This is a genomic window from Aquitalea pelogenes (assembly GCF_001515305.1).
GTDB classification, from domain to species: domain Bacteria; phylum Pseudomonadota; class Gammaproteobacteria; order Burkholderiales; family Chromobacteriaceae; genus Aquitalea; species Aquitalea pelogenes.
In genome coordinates, this window is record NZ_LNQV01000021.1 from 19,688 (window position 1) to 34,675 (window position 14,988).

The 14,988-nt window shown below is 61.1% G+C and carries 15 protein-coding genes; 8 read left to right on the top strand and 7 right to left on the bottom strand.

Features of this window, described 5'->3' with window-relative positions; genetic code table 11:
- Positions 1 to 2 precede the first annotated feature (2 nt).
- Positions 3 to 920, bottom strand: a complete 918-nt coding sequence (locus AWT75_RS10695; protein WP_062789134.1) for an AraC family transcriptional regulator — start codon at positions 918 to 920, stop codon at positions 3 to 5.
- 113 nt (positions 921 to 1,033) lie between these two features.
- On the bottom strand, positions 1,034 to 1,987 hold the full coding sequence (locus AWT75_RS10700; protein ID WP_045844927.1) for a LysR family transcriptional regulator: 954 nt from the start codon (positions 1,985 to 1,987) through the stop codon (positions 1,034 to 1,036).
- Positions 1,988 to 2,133: 146 nt separating this feature from the next.
- Here AWT75_RS10700 and AWT75_RS10705 point away from each other — a divergent pair, with 146 nt between their 5' ends.
- The 3 genes from AWT75_RS10705 (at position 2,134) to AWT75_RS10715 (ending at position 4,291) form a co-directional block, all read left to right on the top strand.
- Positions 2,134 to 3,291 carry an iron-containing alcohol dehydrogenase gene (locus tag AWT75_RS10705; protein WP_062789135.1) on the top strand — a complete coding sequence of 386 codons (1,158 nt, stop codon included), beginning with the start codon at positions 2,134 to 2,136 and terminating at the stop codon, positions 3,289 to 3,291.
- A gap of 121 nt (positions 3,292 to 3,412) precedes the next feature.
- Positions 3,413 to 3,715 carry a DUF1330 domain-containing protein gene (locus AWT75_RS10710; protein ID WP_062789136.1) on the top strand — a complete coding sequence of 101 codons (303 nt, stop codon included), beginning with the start codon at positions 3,413 to 3,415 and terminating at the stop codon, positions 3,713 to 3,715.
- A 27-nt stretch (positions 3,716 to 3,742) separates the two neighbouring features.
- Positions 3,743 to 4,291, top strand: coding sequence for an NAD(P)H-dependent oxidoreductase (locus AWT75_RS10715; RefSeq protein WP_062789137.1), 549 nt, complete (start codon positions 3,743 to 3,745; stop codon positions 4,289 to 4,291).
- Between the two features lie 64 nt (positions 4,292 to 4,355).
- Here the strand turns inward: AWT75_RS10715 and AWT75_RS10720 are convergent, their stop codons facing one another.
- The 4 genes from AWT75_RS10720 to copC all read right to left on the bottom strand — a co-directional run bounded on the left by AWT75_RS10720 (position 4,356) and on the right by copC (position 7,274).
- The gene (locus tag AWT75_RS10720) at positions 4,356 to 4,547 is read right to left on the bottom strand and encodes a hypothetical protein (RefSeq protein WP_045844931.1); all 192 of its coding nucleotides are present in this window, start codon (positions 4,545 to 4,547) and stop codon (positions 4,356 to 4,358) included.
- A gap of 126 nt (positions 4,548 to 4,673) precedes the next feature.
- Positions 4,674 to 5,852 (bottom strand): MFS transporter, encoded by a 1,179-nt coding sequence (locus AWT75_RS10725; RefSeq protein WP_062789138.1) that lies wholly within the window; start codon positions 5,850 to 5,852, stop codon positions 4,674 to 4,676.
- A gap of 172 nt (positions 5,853 to 6,024) precedes the next feature.
- A complete protein-coding gene (gene copD / locus AWT75_RS10730; protein ID WP_204376958.1) occupies positions 6,025 to 6,906 on the bottom strand; it encodes a copper homeostasis membrane protein CopD in 882 nt (293 codons plus the stop codon).
- 2 nt (positions 6,907 to 6,908) lie between these two features.
- The gene (copC, locus tag AWT75_RS10735) at positions 6,909 to 7,274 is read right to left on the bottom strand and encodes a copper homeostasis periplasmic binding protein CopC (RefSeq protein WP_045844934.1); all 366 of its coding nucleotides are present in this window, start codon (positions 7,272 to 7,274) and stop codon (positions 6,909 to 6,911) included.
- A gap of 413 nt (positions 7,275 to 7,687) precedes the next feature.
- Here copC and AWT75_RS10740 point away from each other — a divergent pair, with 413 nt between their 5' ends.
- Positions 7,688 to 8,698: a GGDEF domain-containing protein gene (locus tag AWT75_RS10740; protein ID WP_062789140.1), complete on the top strand. Its 1,011-nt coding sequence runs from the start codon at positions 7,688 to 7,690 to the stop codon at positions 8,696 to 8,698.
- A 9-nt stretch (positions 8,699 to 8,707) separates the two neighbouring features.
- Here AWT75_RS10740 and AWT75_RS10745 read toward each other — a convergent pair whose 3' ends face one another.
- Positions 8,708 to 10,066 carry a PepSY-associated TM helix domain-containing protein gene (locus AWT75_RS10745; protein WP_062789141.1) on the bottom strand — a complete coding sequence of 453 codons (1,359 nt, stop codon included), beginning with the start codon at positions 10,064 to 10,066 and terminating at the stop codon, positions 8,708 to 8,710.
- Between the two features lie 211 nt (positions 10,067 to 10,277).
- Between AWT75_RS10745 and AWT75_RS10750 the strand changes: the two genes are divergently transcribed.
- From AWT75_RS10750 to AWT75_RS10765, 4 genes are all read left to right on the top strand, one after another.
- Entirely contained in the window at positions 10,278 to 12,467 is a 2,190-nt protein-coding gene (locus AWT75_RS10750) for a TonB-dependent siderophore receptor (RefSeq protein ID WP_082696048.1), read from the top strand.
- A 225-nt stretch (positions 12,468 to 12,692) separates the two neighbouring features.
- Positions 12,693 to 13,538 carry an iron uptake transporter permease EfeU gene (gene efeU, locus AWT75_RS10755; protein ID WP_062789142.1) on the top strand — a complete coding sequence of 282 codons (846 nt, stop codon included), beginning with the start codon at positions 12,693 to 12,695 and terminating at the stop codon, positions 13,536 to 13,538.
- A gap of 35 nt (positions 13,539 to 13,573) precedes the next feature.
- Positions 13,574 to 14,491 (top strand): iron uptake system protein EfeO, encoded by a 918-nt coding sequence (efeO, locus tag AWT75_RS10760; RefSeq protein ID WP_082696049.1) that lies wholly within the window; start codon positions 13,574 to 13,576, stop codon positions 14,489 to 14,491.
- 109 nt (positions 14,492 to 14,600) lie between these two features.
- Positions 14,601 to 14,969, top strand: a complete 369-nt coding sequence (locus AWT75_RS10765; protein ID WP_062789143.1) for a cupredoxin domain-containing protein — start codon at positions 14,601 to 14,603, stop codon at positions 14,967 to 14,969.
- The last annotated feature ends 19 nt before the right edge of the window (positions 14,970 to 14,988 follow it).

The following is a 14,988-nucleotide window of genomic DNA, read 5'->3' on the forward strand; positions in this document are numbered from 1 at the left end:
CGTCAGCCGCCGGCCTGCGCCAGCTGGCTGATATCGCGCCTGGGTGGCAGACCGAACAGCCTGGCGTATTCGCGGCTGAATTGTGACGGGCTCTCGTAGCCCACGCGAAAAGCCGCGGTGGCGGCTTCCAGCTTGTCGCTCAGCATCAGGCGACGTGCTTCGTTCAGGCGCAGCCATTTCACGTATTGCAGCGGGCTCATGGTGGTGAGCTGGCGAAAGTGGTGATGCAGGCTGGAGCTGCTCATTTGCACCCTTGCCGCCAGTTCCTCGATGCGCAGCGGCTCGGTGTAATGGGTTTTCAGCCAGTCGATGGCGCGGGCAATGCGCTGGCTGTGGCTGCCGGTGGCCAGAATCTGCCACAGGCGCGAAGCCTGGTCGCTCATCAGCAGCCGGTAGTGGATTTCCCGTTTGATCAACGGTGCCAGCACGCCGATGTGCTGCGGTTGATCCAGCAAGTCCAGCAGGCGGCTGAAGGCATCCAGCAATGCGCTGGTGACCGTGCCCAGAGCCATGCCTGGCTGGCTGCTCTGGCTTGCCGGCGGGCAAATGCCACCCTGGGCGATCAGGTCGGCCATGATGCGCAAATCCAGCCGCAGCACCAGACCGAGGCAAGGTGCGGTCGAACTGGCCGACAGCACTTGCGAGCTGGCTGGCAAATCCACCGAATTGAGCAGGAAATGCTGCGTGTCGTAGGCGTAGCTTTGCTCTCCCACCAGCATCTGCTTTTCCCCTTGCACCACCAGCACCACGCTGGGCTCCACCATGCAGGAACAGGGATTGGTCTGTTGTTCGCGGCGGAAGAAGCTCAGCTCGGGAATGGCAGTATCGCAGTCCTCATCGCCATGGGTACGGGCGGCAATGATCTGGCACAGATGCTGCAGTACCGGGCTGCTGGCAGGTGTCTGCGGTGTGTCGGGCATGGGTCGGCTTTCTGGTTGACTGCATTCAGCCTAATGGCTGGGCGGCTGGCTGTCTGCCCGATTTTCCGGCTGACGCAGGATCAGGCAAGGATTGCGCAACATCAGGCAAGCACTCAGGCAGTATGGGCGGCCAGTGCCGCCAATGGCACATGCAAGGCAGGCGTGGCAGCAAACTGTGCCAGCAGGTAGTCGATGCAGGCCTTTACCCGGGGTGCCATCAGCGCACGGTGCGGGTATTGCAGTACCAGTTCGTAAGCGCCGGGGTCGTGCTGGCCCAGCAGCAGCACCTTGAGTTCGCCACGCTCCAGATAAGGCCAGGCGTGGTGCACGCCCACCTGGGTAATGCCGGCATGCTGGCGCGCCGCGTCAGTCAGTGCTTCCGGGGCGGACAGGGTGAGGCAGCTGCGCGAGACATCCAGCGTGGTGATCTGGCCATCGGCATCACGAAAATTCCACGGCGATACCTTGCCGCCCAGAAAGCGCCGGGTGATCAGCCGGTGCTGTGTCAGCTCGGCAGGCGAGCGTGGTATGCCAGCCTGTGCAAGATAGGTGGGCGAGGCCACCAATACCATGCGCAGATGGCAGATGGGGCGCGCAACGAGGGCTGAGTCGGCAATATGGCCGCCGCGGATCGCCAGGTCGTAGCCGCCGCCCACCAAATCCACCACCCGGTCGTCAAAATCCACCTCCACCGCCAGTTGCGGGTAGCGGGTCAGCAGGCCGGGCAGGGCGGGTAGCAGATGGTCGCGACCAAATGCCGCACTGCTGGAAATGCGCACCGGGCCGCTGATTTCCAACCGCTGGGTGGCAATGGCGTCCACTGCCGCGTCCAGCGCATCCAGCGCAATGCGGGCCTGACGCAAGAAGGCGGCACCTTCTTCGGTCAGGCTCAGGGTGCGTGTGGTGCGGTTCAGCAGGCGCACGCCCAGTGCCTGTTCCAGCCCGGCCACGTTCTTGCTGACTGCCGCATTGCTGATACCCAGCTGGCGAGCCGCAGCGGCAAAGCTGCCGGTTTCGACGGTAGTGACAAAGGACAGTACCGAAGGCACCCGTTGCGACAAGTCCATGCTGCGCTCCTGCAGTAAATCACTAGTGAATCAAGGTTAATAAATACTCAACAGGTAGTCTACTTATAGTTGCGAGTACGGGCTTGCATAATGCCTTCCATCTGCTGGCCACGCTGTTGTGACTGGCTTCAAGACAGGAGCGCAACATGTTGAATTTCGAGTATTTCAATCCTGCCCGCGTGGTGTTCGGCAAAGGCAGCATCCAGCGACTTGGCAGCTTGCTGCCGGCGGATGCCAGGGTGTTGCTGCTGTACGGCGGTGGCAGTGCCGAACGCAATGGCACGCTGGCCGAAGTGCGCCAGGCCTTGAGCGGCCATGTGGTGCATGAATTCGGTGGCATCGAACCCAATCCGCGCTATGAAACCCTGATGCGTGCCGTCGCACTGGTGCGCGAGCAGGGCATTGATTTCCTGCTGGCCGTGGGTGGTGGTTCGGTGATTGATGGCAGCAAGTTTGTGGCCGCTGCCGCGCCTTATCAGGGCGACGCCTGGGACATTCTGTCCAGCATGGGGCAAGTGGTGAAAAGCGCCTTGCCGGTGGGCGCGGTGCTCACGCTGGCAGCCACCGGTTCGGAAACCAACCACAACGCCGTGGTCACCCATGAAGCCAGCAAGACCAAGGCATTTTTTGCCTCCCCGCTGGTGTTTCCGCAGTTTGCCGTGCTGGACCCGGAAAAAACCTACTCCTTGCCCGCTCGCCAGTTGGCCAACGGGGTGGTGGATGCCTTCACCCATGTGATGGAGCAATACCTGACCTACCCGGTAGACGCCCGCGTGCAGGATCGCTATGCCGAAGGCCTGCTGCAAACGCTGATCGAGCTGGGGCCAAAGGTGGTGCTGGAGCCGGCCGATTATGATTCGCGCGCCAATTTCATGTGGACCGCCACCCAGGCGCTCAACGGCCTGATCGGTGCCGGTGTGCCACACGACTGGGCCACCCATCTGGTAGGACATGAGCTGACCATCCTGCATGGCCTCGATCATGCCCAGACACTGGCGGTACTGCTGCCTTCCATGCTGCAAGCCCGCCGGGCCGGCAAGCATGCCAAGTTGCTGCAGTACGCCAGCCGTGTGTGGCACATCAACGAAGGCAGCGAGGAAGAGCGCATCAGCCAGGCCATCGCCCGTACCCGTAACTTCTTTGAAAGCCTGGGCGTGAAAACCCGCTTGCGTGACTACGGCATCGGCCCTGGCGACATCGACGCTCTGGTGCGGCAGCTGGAAGTCCACGGCATGACGGCGCTGGGTGAGCAGGGGGACGTTAGCCTGACCCTGAGCCGTCAGGTATTCGAAGCCAGCCTGTAAGCCTGTTATCCGCAGCCGCCAGTCCCGCATGGCTGGCGTTTTGACAAGCCTGCAACCTTCATTCAACACCACGGATGGTGCTGGCCCATATTGCACAGGACTACCCGTTCAGGAGCACATCATGCAGACACCCGCTTATTTCGTTTTCAACGTCACCGCCATTCACGACCCGCAAGGCATGTTGCCGTATCAGGAAAAAGTGCTGGAAACCGTGACCGCCCATCATGGCAGCCTGCTGGTAGGCGGTGGCGAGGTGGACAGCGTGGAAGGCCCGGCCGTACAGGGCAGGTTTTTTATTGTCCGCTTTGACAGCACCGAGGCCGCCAAGGCCTGGTACCACTCGCCGGACTACCAAAGCATCATCGGCCACCGCCATGCCTCCGCCAGTTGCCAGGCCTTCCTGCTGGCCGGGCTGCCCGTCTGACATTTCATTTTTTCAATAGGACATCACATGAAAACCCTCGTCATCGTTTCTCACCCCACGCCGCAACAATCCGTCGCCATCAAGGCGCTGCAACAGGTGGCGGAAGCCCAGGACAAGGTGACCGTGCGTCACCTGGACCAGCTGTACGGCACTGACAGCAATGCAATTGATATCGCAGCCGAGCAGCAGGCACATGAAGCGGCAGACCGCATCATCTACCTGTATCCGACCCACTGGTTCAACACCACGCCCATGCTCAAGGCCTACCTGAACCAGGTGTGGACCTATGGCTGGGCATTTGGCCCGGAAGGCAAGGCACTGCATGGCAAGGAATTGCAGATTGTCACCACCGCCGGTGCCACTGAATTTACTTACAGCCATGCCGGGCTGATCGAAGCCACCATGGATGAAGTGCTGTCGCCGATGAAAGCCTCCGCATTGTATGTGGGCATGAAATACCGTGCGCCGCTGGCGTTCTACAGTGCCATGGGGCTGGATGAGGCCAGCCTTGACGCCATGCGCAGCCGTTTTGCGGCAAACCTGCAGGCTCCGCTTGGCAGCCAGCGCGCCGACTGAATGATCGTCTGATACAACAAGGCCCCCGGCATGCCGAGGGCCTTGTTGCGTCTGTTGTCAGGCTTCAGTGCAGCCCGGCATTGCGCTGCTTCACCACGGCGCAGGGGGTGCCGGCCGTGCAAAAGGCATCGTTCAGATTGGCGGACGGCCCGTTCTGCTGACTGACGGAGCTGGTTTGATCGGCCGCGGTATCGGCCCGGCTGAGCGGGCTGAGCACGAGCAGGGACAGACATAGTGCCAGGGCGTGTTTCATCATGCTTCCTTTCCTGATGTGATCTGGCAAGAGCCAGGGTGGTGTGGGTTTTGACCAGGTTTTGACCGGCGGGTGCGGTGCTGGTCTGGATAAATTGTTAATGAATACAAGGGCTTGTGTTTTTATCGGTCATGCGCTCAGAGGGCGCAGCCGCTTGCCGCCGCCTGCCAGCAAGGTCGCCATCAGCAACAGCCCGGCACTGACAAGAAAAGTGGCATGAATGGACCACTGGTCGAGCAGGACCCCGCCAACCGCACCTCCACACAGGATTGCCAGCTGGATGGCGGCCACCATCAGCCCGCCGGTGCGCTCGGCCTCACCGGCGACACCCTGTGCCATCCAGGCAGACCAGCACACCGGAATGGCAGCATTCACCAGCCCCCACAACATCAGCAGCATGGCAACCGGCCACAACAGGCTGCCGGTCAGCAGCAAGCCCACAGTCAGCAAGGCCAGCAGCAATGGCAGCAGGCCCAGCAACGGGTAAAGATGACGCTCCACCATGGCACTGGCGCTGCGAGTGCCGACAAAACCGGCCAGCCCCAGACCGCACAGCAATAGTGATAACTGCGGCAGGCTGACCCGGGTCAGCTGCTCCAGAAACGGGCGGAAATAGGTAAAGGCGGAAAATGCGCCGCCAAAGGTCAGCATCACTGCGGCCAGTGCATATCGCACATGGCGCAAGGACAGCAGGGTCAGCGGATTGGCGGCAGTTTGACCGGGCGGTGCCGGCAGGTCTGGCAGACTGCGCCACTGCCAGTACAGGTTGAGCAGCACCAGCGGAACCAGCGTCCAGAACACGCCGCGCCAGCCGATGATGCCACCCAGATAACTGCCGGCAGGGGCAGCAAAAGCGCCAGCCACCGCATTGCCCATATACAGTGTGCCCAGCGCCGCGGCCAGTTGCTCTGCAGGCACCAGTCGGCTCACCGTGGCGGTGGCCAGCGACCAGAACCCGCCAATCACCAGTCCCAGCAGGGCTCGCGCCAGCATCAGCACGGCAAAGCTGTCTGCCAGGGCTGTCAGCAGCACCGACAGTAACAGCAGCGCGGTGAGGCAGAGCAGCACCGGTTTGCGGTCATGCTGGCCGGTGAGTTTTCCCACCATCAGGCTGGCAAATACGGCAAACAGCCCGGACACGGAAATGGCCTGACCGGCCATGCCATCACTGGTGTGCAGGTCTGCGGCAATCGGGGTCAGCAGGCTGACCGGCAAGAATTCGGCGGCAATCAGCAAGCCCACGCACAGTGACATGGACAGCACGGCTGCATGGCAGGAGCGGGCGGCAAGAGGGGCTGGCAAAGACATGGCATTCCACGAATCAGAAGGTTGACGCAAGAGCAGGGCCGGCTGCTGACAGCCGGTCCGCAATGTGTGCAAAGCCTAAGGGAGGGGAGGCGGGCGACGGTAGCCCATTGCTGGCGATCTCTTGCCTGATTCGCCAGGGTGCGCTGTCAGATGATAGGGAAGCGGTGCAGCCTTACCAGCTGGCCTGGTGCGGGTCCAGCGTACCCAGTACTGCCAGCAGAGCCAGGGCCAGCAGGCACAAGGCAATTTGCAGACAGATGGCGCGCTTGAGGCAGGGCAGCCCTTGCGGCATGCGGGGCACCAGATGGTAGCGATTGTAGAGCGCCAGCACGGTCATGCCGACCACCAGCAGCAGCTTCAGGCCCAGCAGCATGGCATAGGCGGACAGTGTGTCCGGCAGCAGGCTGCCATTGATCAGGTACAGATTGCCAAGGCCGGTGGCAAACACCACCAGCACCACCGCATGACCGGTGGTAGAGAAGCGGCGCAGGATGCCGGGCAGGGTGGCATGCAGTGCAGCAGGTGGCTGACGCAGCAATTGCAGCACCAGCGGCAAGGCACCCAGCCAGGCTGCAGCGCTCAGCAGGTGCAACCAGTCATTACCCTGGTGTAGCAGCCCCGGCCAGCCCTGCTGCATGGCGGCATGTCCACTCAGGGTAAGACTGGCCAGCAGCAGGGCGCTCAGCCCTGCGGTGGCAGCCAGTGTATGGCGATGGCCCGCACGGCTTGTTACCAGCCACAGTGCCAGCGCTGCCAGCAACTGCCAGCACCAGGCATGGCCAATGCCGCTGTCACGCACCACGGCCAGCAAGCTGGCCGCTTGCCAGCTGTCGGACCAGCCATCACCCAGTATTGCGCTGTGCAAGGGCAGGGCCGACAGGGTGGCCAGCAGCAGGGCGCGAGCGGCACGCCGATTCCAGATGGCCTGCTGCTGCCAGAAGTCCTGGCGCAATGCGGCAGGCAGCAGCGCCAGCACAAACAGGCTGCTGCCCCATAGCCACATGGCTGCGCCATCAGTCAGCCAGCGGCACAGCCACAGCAAGCCTTCAGCCATGCTCACTTGCCAACGCTGAAGCTGTAAGTGCCTTTGGTTTTGTGGCCATCGGTCGACAGCACATGCCATTCCAGCTTGTAGTTGCCGGCAGGCAGCGGCTGGGCCGGTTTGACGGTCAGGGTTTTACCGCCATTGGCCAGTGTGGGTTCACCCAGCGCGATGTCCTGCTTGTCGGCATTGCTCAGCTTGATGCCGCTGAACTTCACTTCCAGTGCTTCGGAAAAGCTCAGGTTCAGGCTGGCCGGGCTGCTGACCACACTGTTGGCGGCCGGTTCGGCAGCTTTCAGATGCGCATGAGCCCAGGCTGCCGTGGTGGTGAGCAGGCTGGTGGCCAGCACCAGCAAGGTAGAGCGGATGGAAGCTTGCATGACAACTCCTGTTATCGGGTAAGTAAAACGGTTGTATATGGCACCCTGGCGCGGAGGCAGGATGCTAACGCATTGACGCTGGCACCGGTAGTCTGTTTCGTCGTCACCGGCGCTGCTGCAGCTGGCTTGTGCAGGCTGCTGGCTGCACCGTGCAGCAGTGATATCCGGTGGCCATTGTAAGAAGGTCACCGCATGCGCGACTGCGGCATATTGTCGCAGTGCTGTGGGCAAGCTGCCGGCAGTGGCGGGGTGCATATCAGTAAAGCCACAGTTGCAATAAGGTTGCTTGGTTCTGTGCACGCTTTTAGGTGAATAAACTAAGTGTTTCTACTAGAATATGTTTATTCCACATCGTGCATGTGCTGGGTGCGGTTTTCCTCGTCATTGAAATTGAATCGGGTATGGGAATGGGAATGGATCGAATCCTGTCGCAGCTGTCCTCCTCGCTGAACACGGCACAGACCATCGATCAGCTGGTACGCCCGATGCTGGAAATGCTGGCGATGATTACCAATATGGAATCCACCTACCTCACCGATGTGGACCTGGACGGCCACAGCCAGCGCATCCGCTTTGCGCGTAATAGCGGCGAGCTGGACATCGCCGAGGGACTTACCGTGCAGTGGGAGGACACCTTGTGCAAGCGTGCGCTCGATAGTGGCCAGCTGGCCTGCAGTAGCGTGCCGCAGCGCTGGGGCGATTCCACCGCTGCCGCCAGTTTGCATATCCAGTCTTATGTCAGTGCGCCGATCAGCAATACCGATGGGCAGCTGCTGGGCACCTTGTGCGCTGCCAGCACCCGGACGGTGCAGATTACCGAGCAGGTGGAAGCGCTGTTCCGCCTGTTTGCCAATATCGTCGGCAATTTCATCGAGCGCGAAGTGCTGATGGAAAAACTGCAGGCTGCCAACGACCAGCTGGCTACCCATGCGCTGACCGATTTGCTGACCGGACTGCCCAACCGCCGCGCCATGGTGGCTGAGCTGGAACGCCTGCTGGCCCAGGCCGAGCGCAGTGGTGTGTCCACTCTGGTGGGGGTGATAGATCTGGATGGTTTCAAGCAGATCAATGACCGTTATGGTCATCAGGGCGGCGACGAATTCCTGCAGGCCATTGCCCGGCGCGTGCAGGGAGGTTTGCGTGGCAGCGACCTCATTGGCAGGCTGGGTGGCGACGAATTCCTGTTCATCGGCCCCGGCCCGCAGCAGGGCGACCCACAACACGCGGCCCTGCGCACCCAGCAAAGGCTGGAGCAGCTGATTGCCGGGCACTACCAGCTGGGCGAGCATCAGCTGGATTACGCCGGTGCCAGCGTCGGTGTGGTGGCACTGCCGCCGCAACGCTGGACGGTGGAAGCCGCCATCGAGCAGGCCGACACCCTGATGTACCGCCACAAGAATGACAGACGGCAGGCGGCGGACTGAGCGGCACATTCAGCCTTGCTCCGCATCCTGTAGCGTCAATGACTGCTGCTGCCGTGCTCTGGCCTGGCTTTGCCGGCCACGCCGTTTCCTCCACCAGATAGCCACGCCAGTCACACTGAGCGAACCCACTACCAGCCCCAGCAGCATGATGAACAGCTTGTAAGGCAGGCCGCCGATTGCCGCCATGTGCAGGCTGGTGAGCCAGCTGCGGATGGTGTCGCCGCTGGCCTCTGTCGTCGGTAGCCATGCCCCGCGTTCGGCGCCGCTGTCGCCGTCAAAGTAAACCAGCGTGCTGCCCCAGCGCCGACTCACATCCAGGCTGCTGCGCGTGCTGAAGCTGTAGAGTCCGCTGCGCGCGTCGTAGCTCAGGTCATCTTCTTCCAGAATGACAAAGCCCTTGCGTGCTGCCAGCGCCGTCATCAGTGCACGGCCCCGCGTGCGGGCAGCATCCCAGCCCAGTTTTGGCGCTTGCCCGCCCGGGCGCACCGCAGCTTGCAGGCCGGGTTCCGGCTGGCTGACAAACAGCGCCTGCATCACCGGCTTGTACACGGCGGGCAGATTGAAGGACACACTGCTCCAGGCCAGCACCAGCAACATGGCCCACAGCCACAGCGAGGCGGCGCGGTGCCAGTCGAATATCAGCTTGTAACTGCCGCCGCCACGACGGATTTTCCAGGACACTGCCCAGCGTTGCCGCCAGCTTTTGCCTGCTTTTGTCGGCAGGGCGGCCGTGCTTTTGCGCTGGAGGGCCGGGAATGTCAGCCAGGCCCCGGCAAAGCAATCGACAGTCCACAACAGGGCGATGATGCCAAACACCGTGCCGGCCCAATCCCCCAGTGCCAGCGAGTAATGCAGGCGGTAAATGAAGGGAATCAGGTTTTGCTTGCCCTGGCTGATGTCGCCCCAGTGCCGTGCACCCTGAATCCGCCCGCTGTAAGGATCGACAAATATCTGGTCATTGGCAGGCTCGCTCAGCGTGCCATCGGCTTGCATCCGGCCGGACAGCCAGAAAATCACGCTTCTGCCTGCTTCCTGTGTCAGCGGCACCGTATTGGCCTGCGCGTCGGGAAATGCCTTTGCCACGTATTGGCGCAGCAGCAAGGGGTCCAGCGGCCGGGCTGCTGCAGTGGGTGCCTTGCTGTAGAACAGCTCCGGGTTCAGCCAGTGATCCAGTTCCTCGTTCCACGCCAGAACGGCACCGGTACAGCCTGCCAGCAGCAGGAAACCAGCCATGGTCAGGCCCAGCCAGCGGTGTATCAGGACCAAGTTCTGTCGGAAATGCGGTTTCATGTCTGCTGCCATCGGGGTGGGGGAGGATTGCTTGCCTGCCTGTGACGGGCGGTGATCATCGGCCTTGCCGTGGGTCATGGCCGGGTGATGGCTGCGCAGTGTATATGCAAATGCGAATCAATAGCAATAAATTCAGCGACATCCACTTGCAGCGCGGCAGAGGGTGTGAATTGCCGATGTAAAGATGATTGACAGCAGGTAAATGTCATGCAGAAAATAAAAACGAGAACCATTCGCATTTGAAGAAGCGTACTCATTTCCGTTTTTTAACATCCTGGATATTTACCCCATGCAAGTTCACCGGCCTGCTGCTGCCCGTCATTCCCGAATTCCCGGTTTTACCCTGCGTCCCTTGTGCCTGGCTGTGTGGCTGGCTGCTGCCGGTGTGGCCGGCGAGGCTCTGGCCGATGATGGAACAACGGCGGCCACATCCAGCGACAAGGCGGGCGGGCTTGCCGTTCTGCCCGCGGTGTCGGTATCGGCCGAGGCGGTCAGCACCCAGCTACCAACCGATCAGCAGGAAACCTACACCATCAAGCACAGCACCTCGGCCACCCGGCTCAACATGAGCCCGCGGGAAACCCCGCAGGCGGGTTCGGTAGTGACGCATGCCCAGATGGAAGATTTCCGGCTGGCTACCATCAACGACGTACTGGCCAATACCACCGGGGTGACGGTGGAGAAGGTGGAAACCAACCGGACGTATTACACCGCCCGCGGTTTTGACATCACCAATTTCCAGATGGACGGCATTGGCGTACCGATGACCTATGGCCTGCAATATGGCGACATCGACATGGCCATGTTCGACCGGGTGGAAATCGTGCGCGGTGCCAATGGCCTGTCCAGCTCCACCGGTAATCCGTCCGCCACGGTCAATTTCATCCGCAAGCGCCCGACTGACGACTTCCAGGCCTCGGCCGGCCTCACCATTGGTTCGTGGGACACCAAACGGCTGGACGTGGACGTGTCCGGCCCGCTGAACGAGGCAGCTACGGTCAGCGGCCGGGTAGTGGCGGCGCATGAGGATGGCCATTCCTATCTGGACCGCTACCAGCCGTCCCGTGATGTGTTTTACGGTGTGCTGGCCAACAAGCTGAGCGACAAGACCACGCTGACCGTGGGCTACAGCTATCAGAAACAGGAAGGCAAGGGCGCCATGTGGGGTGCGCTGCCCATGGCGTACAGCGACGGCACACCGACCAATTACCCGGTAGGCACCAGCACCTCGGCCAGCTGGTCCTATCTGAACACCACGGATCAACGGGTGTTTGCCGAGCTGGCGCATGCGCTGGACAACGGCTGGCAGTGGAAGAGCACGCTGGGCTACAACCAGGCAGATACCGACAGTGCGTTGTTCTATGTATACGGCACGCCCAACAAGAGCAGCGGTGGCGGGCTATATGCCTATCCCTCGCTGTATGACAGCAGTAACAAGCAGGTGTATTTCGACAGCAATCTGGGTGGCAAGTACGCACTGGCCGGACGTCAGCATGACTTCAATTTCGGGGTGAACCTGTCACGCTCACGCATGACGGACATCAGTCATTACGGCGAAGGCATCGGTACCGAACTGTTTGGCAACAGTGCATTCAATGGCAGCTATGCCACGCCCAGCTTTGACGCCAGTGTGGATGGCAGCAGCTATGTGGACACCCGCAAGACCGTTTACGCGGCAACACGCCTGAACCTGGCCGACCCGGTCAAGCTGCTGCTGGGTGCCAATTACACCCAGGCCAGCTCCACTGGTGCCAGCTATGGCGTGGCCCATGCGCTGGAGCAGTCGGCCACCTCGCCCTATGTCGGTCTGGTGGTGGATCTGAGCAGCGAGATTTCCGCCTACGGTAGCCTGTCGAAGATTTTCAATCCGCAAACCCAGACCGATGCCAGCGGTGCCACTCTGGCCGCTGCCCGTGGCACGGGCAAGGAAATCGGCCTCAAGGGTGAATTCCTGCAACGCCGACTGAACACTGCCTTGTCGCTGTTTGAAGTGGAGCAGGACAATATTGCCGAACAGGCCGGTTATGTTGGCAGCAGGGCTTACTACCGTGGCATCTCGGCCAAGTCGCGCGGAGTGGAGTTTGATTTGTCCGGCGAGCTGGCCCACAACTGGCAGGCCAGCCTGGGTGTGGTGGCGCAGCAGATTACCGGCCAGAACGGCGAGGATGTGCGCCTGTATGTCCCGCGCCGTCAGCTAAGGCTGTCCACCATCTGGCGCGTACCGCAGCTGGAGCAGCTGAAACTGGGTGCCAGCCTGAACTACCAGAGCGAAACGCGTTACAGCAGCACGTCCGCCGCTTATCAGGGCGGGTATTCGGTATGGAACCTGATGGCCAGCTACGACGTGGACAAACACCTGACCGTGGCGGCAAACCTGTACAACGTGCTGAACCGCAAATACCTGACCAGCGTGTACTGGGACCAGTCCTACTATGCTGCGCCGGTCAATGCCAGTGTCGCCGTAAAGTGGAAATACTGATTTGGAAGTACAGAAATGGAAATACTGAGTTAACGCTGTAACGGAGCCTGCAGCCCCTGGCTGCCTGCCGGTCGGTCTGGTGCCGACCGGCTTTTTTTATGGCTGTCCGGTTTGGGCTAATTGTTAAGCAGTATTGCAGCGCGGGATGACGACAAGAATTGGCGTTGACAGTTCAATTGATAATGATCATGATTCGCATTTACATGAATCAGCAAAGACATCATCATGCTTATCCCGTTTCTCATCATGCTGCGCGAAGGCATGGAAGCCGCACTGATTGTCGGCATCATCGCCAGCTATCTGCGTCAGTCCGGTCAGCAGCGTTTCATGCCTGCGGTATGGCTGGGGGTGGTGCTGGCCTGCCTGCTCAGCCTTGGCGTGGGCGTGGTGCTGGAGTTGACCGAGCAGGAATTCCCGCAAAAGCAGCAGGAGCTGTTTGAAGCTGTCGTCGCGTTGATTGCGGTAGGCATTCTCACTTCCATGGTGTTCTGGATGAAGCAGGCCGCCCGCTCCATCAAGGGCCAGCTGCAGGACTCCATTGATGCGGCACTCAGCCGTGGCCGCGGCCAGGCTTATGCGCTGGTAGGCATGGCCTTTTTTGCCGTGGCGCGGGAAGGGCTGGAGTCGGTGTTCTTCCTGCTGGCCACCGTGCAGCAGCAAAGCAGCAATCCGCTGGCCTGGCTGGCCGCCTTGCTGGGCTTGCTGGTGGCCACGGCCATGGGCTGGGGTATTTACCAGGGCGGGGTGCGCATCAATCTGCGCCGTTTTTTCCGCCTGACCGGCTTGTTCATCATCCTGGTGGCCGCCGGGCTGCTGGCCGGTGCCGTCAAGGCCTTGCACGAAGCCGGGCTGTGGAACCAGCTGCAAGCAGTGGTGATCGACCTGAGCCGTGTGCTGCCGGTGGATACACCGCTGGGCGTCATCCTCTCTGGCATGTTCGGCTATGACGACACCCCCACGGTCAGCGAGCTGCTGGCCTGGGTACTCTACCTGCTGCCGGCACTGTTTCTGTTCCTGCGTGATGGCAAGCCGGTGGCCGGCGTGTCGTCCGCCTCGCTGTCCTCCCGTTGAAATCCCCGTTTATCCATCCTGAAGAAAGTTGACTGATGAAAAAGACTTCCTTGTGCAAGCTGTCCGTTCTGGCCTTGCTGCTGTCCACGCTGGCGGCATGCGGTAAAACCGGGGATGCGCCGGCGGCTGATGCTGCAGGCAGCGCCCCTGTGGCAGAGGCCGCGGCTTCGGCGGCAGCGGCCTCCGCTCCTGCCGTGGATTACAGCGCACAACTGGCAGCCCCCATTGCTGAATACAAGAAATATGTCAGCAGCGAACTGGAAGGCCTGCTGACCCAGTCCAAGGCCTTTGCCGCCGCCATCAAGGCCGGTGATCTTAAAAAGGCGCAAGGCCTGTACGCCATCACCCGCCAGCATTACGAACGTATCGAGCCGATTGCCGAGCTGTTCTCCGACATGGACTCTGCCATCGACGCCCGTGAAGACGACTTCAAGCAAAAAGCGGCCGACCCCAAGTTCACCGGCTTCCATCGCCTGGAAAAAGCCCTGTTTGGTGACCACACCACCAAGGGCCAGGCCCAGTATGCCGACAAGCTGGTGGCTGACATCACCGAACTGAACAAGCGCGTGGCCACACTGGACATTCCGCCGGCCAAGATGGTGGGTGGCGCTGCAGGCCTGATCGAAGAAGTAGCGAAGACCAAGGTAAGCGGAGAAGAAGACCGCTACAGCTATACCGACCTGTGGGACTTCCAGGCCAATGTGGACGGTGCGCAGAAAATTGTCGAACTGCTGCGCCCGCTGCTGCAACAAGCCAGCCCGGACCTGCTGGCCAAGGTGGATGAAAACTTCAAGACAGTAGACGCACTGCTGGACAAATACCGTAGCGAGGACAAAAAGGGCTTTGTCAGCTACGACAAGGTGACCGACGCCGACCGCACCGCGATGAAGGGCCCGATCACGGCACTGGCCGAAGATCTGTCCAAGCTGCGTGGCGTGCTGGCTCTGGATTGATTCAACTGTCGCCGCAGTGACCTGACCCACGGCGGCAATCAGCCATGCCGGGCAGCCAGCAGTAAGCCGGCTGCCACTAGCAAGCATTGCAAGCATTCAGGAAATACTCATGCTCAAAACCCTGGCACCGTGTGTGCTGCTGGTATTGCTGGCGGCCTGCGGCAAGCAAGGCGCAGCCCCTGCTGCTGCCCCTGCAGCCCCTGTACCGGCCATTCCCGTGGTGAATGTCGGCATCAACGATGAAGCCTGCGAACCCATGCAACTGACCGTCAAGCGCGGCAAAACCCAGTTCCTGATCAAGAACAACAGCGCGCGCGCCGTGGAGTGGGAAATCCTCAAAGGCGTGTATGTGGTGGAGGAGCGGGAAAACATCGCGCCCGGCTTCAGCCAGAAGCTGACGGCAAAACTGGAACCCGGCAAATACGAAATGACCTGCGGCCTGCTGAGCAATCCGCATGGCGTGCTGATCGTCGAGTAAGCATCGAACAAGCATCATC

Bases quoted from the DNA above. Each gene is read 5' to 3' on its own strand.
- copC (WP_045844934.1), bottom strand. From the start codon at position 7,274: ATGCAAGCTTCCATCCGCTCTACCTTGCTGGTGCTGGCCACCAGCCTG.
- efeO (WP_082696049.1), top strand. From the start codon at position 13,574: ATGAAAAAGACTTCCTTGTGCAAGCTGTCCGTTCTGGCCTTGCTGCTG.
- copD (WP_204376958.1), bottom strand. From the start codon at position 6,906: ATGGCTGAAGGCTTGCTGTGGCTGTGCCGCTGGCTGACTGATGGCGCA.
- AWT75_RS10710 (WP_062789136.1), top strand. From the start codon at position 3,413: ATGCAGACACCCGCTTATTTCGTTTTCAACGTCACCGCCATTCACGAC.
- AWT75_RS10705 (WP_062789135.1), top strand. From the start codon at position 2,134: ATGTTGAATTTCGAGTATTTCAATCCTGCCCGCGTGGTGTTCGGCAAA.
- AWT75_RS10745 (WP_062789141.1), bottom strand. From the start codon at position 10,066: ATGACCCACGGCAAGGCCGATGATCACCGCCCGTCACAGGCAGGCAAG.
- AWT75_RS10700 (WP_045844927.1), bottom strand. From the start codon at position 1,987: ATGGACTTGTCGCAACGGGTGCCTTCGGTACTGTCCTTTGTCACTACC.
- AWT75_RS10715 (WP_062789137.1), top strand. From the start codon at position 3,743: ATGAAAACCCTCGTCATCGTTTCTCACCCCACGCCGCAACAATCCGTC.
- AWT75_RS10725 (WP_062789138.1), bottom strand. From the start codon at position 5,852: ATGTCTTTGCCAGCCCCTCTTGCCGCCCGCTCCTGCCATGCAGCCGTG.
- efeU (WP_062789142.1), top strand. From the start codon at position 12,693: ATGCTTATCCCGTTTCTCATCATGCTGCGCGAAGGCATGGAAGCCGCA.
- AWT75_RS10765 (WP_062789143.1), top strand. From the start codon at position 14,601: ATGCTCAAAACCCTGGCACCGTGTGTGCTGCTGGTATTGCTGGCGGCC.
- AWT75_RS10695 (WP_062789134.1), bottom strand. From the start codon at position 920: ATGCCCGACACACCGCAGACACCTGCCAGCAGCCCGGTACTGCAGCAT.
- AWT75_RS10750 (WP_082696048.1), top strand. From the start codon at position 10,278: ATGCAAGTTCACCGGCCTGCTGCTGCCCGTCATTCCCGAATTCCCGGT.
- AWT75_RS10740 (WP_062789140.1), top strand. From the start codon at position 7,688: ATGGATCGAATCCTGTCGCAGCTGTCCTCCTCGCTGAACACGGCACAG.
- AWT75_RS10720 (WP_045844931.1), bottom strand. From the start codon at position 4,547: ATGATGAAACACGCCCTGGCACTATGTCTGTCCCTGCTCGTGCTCAGC.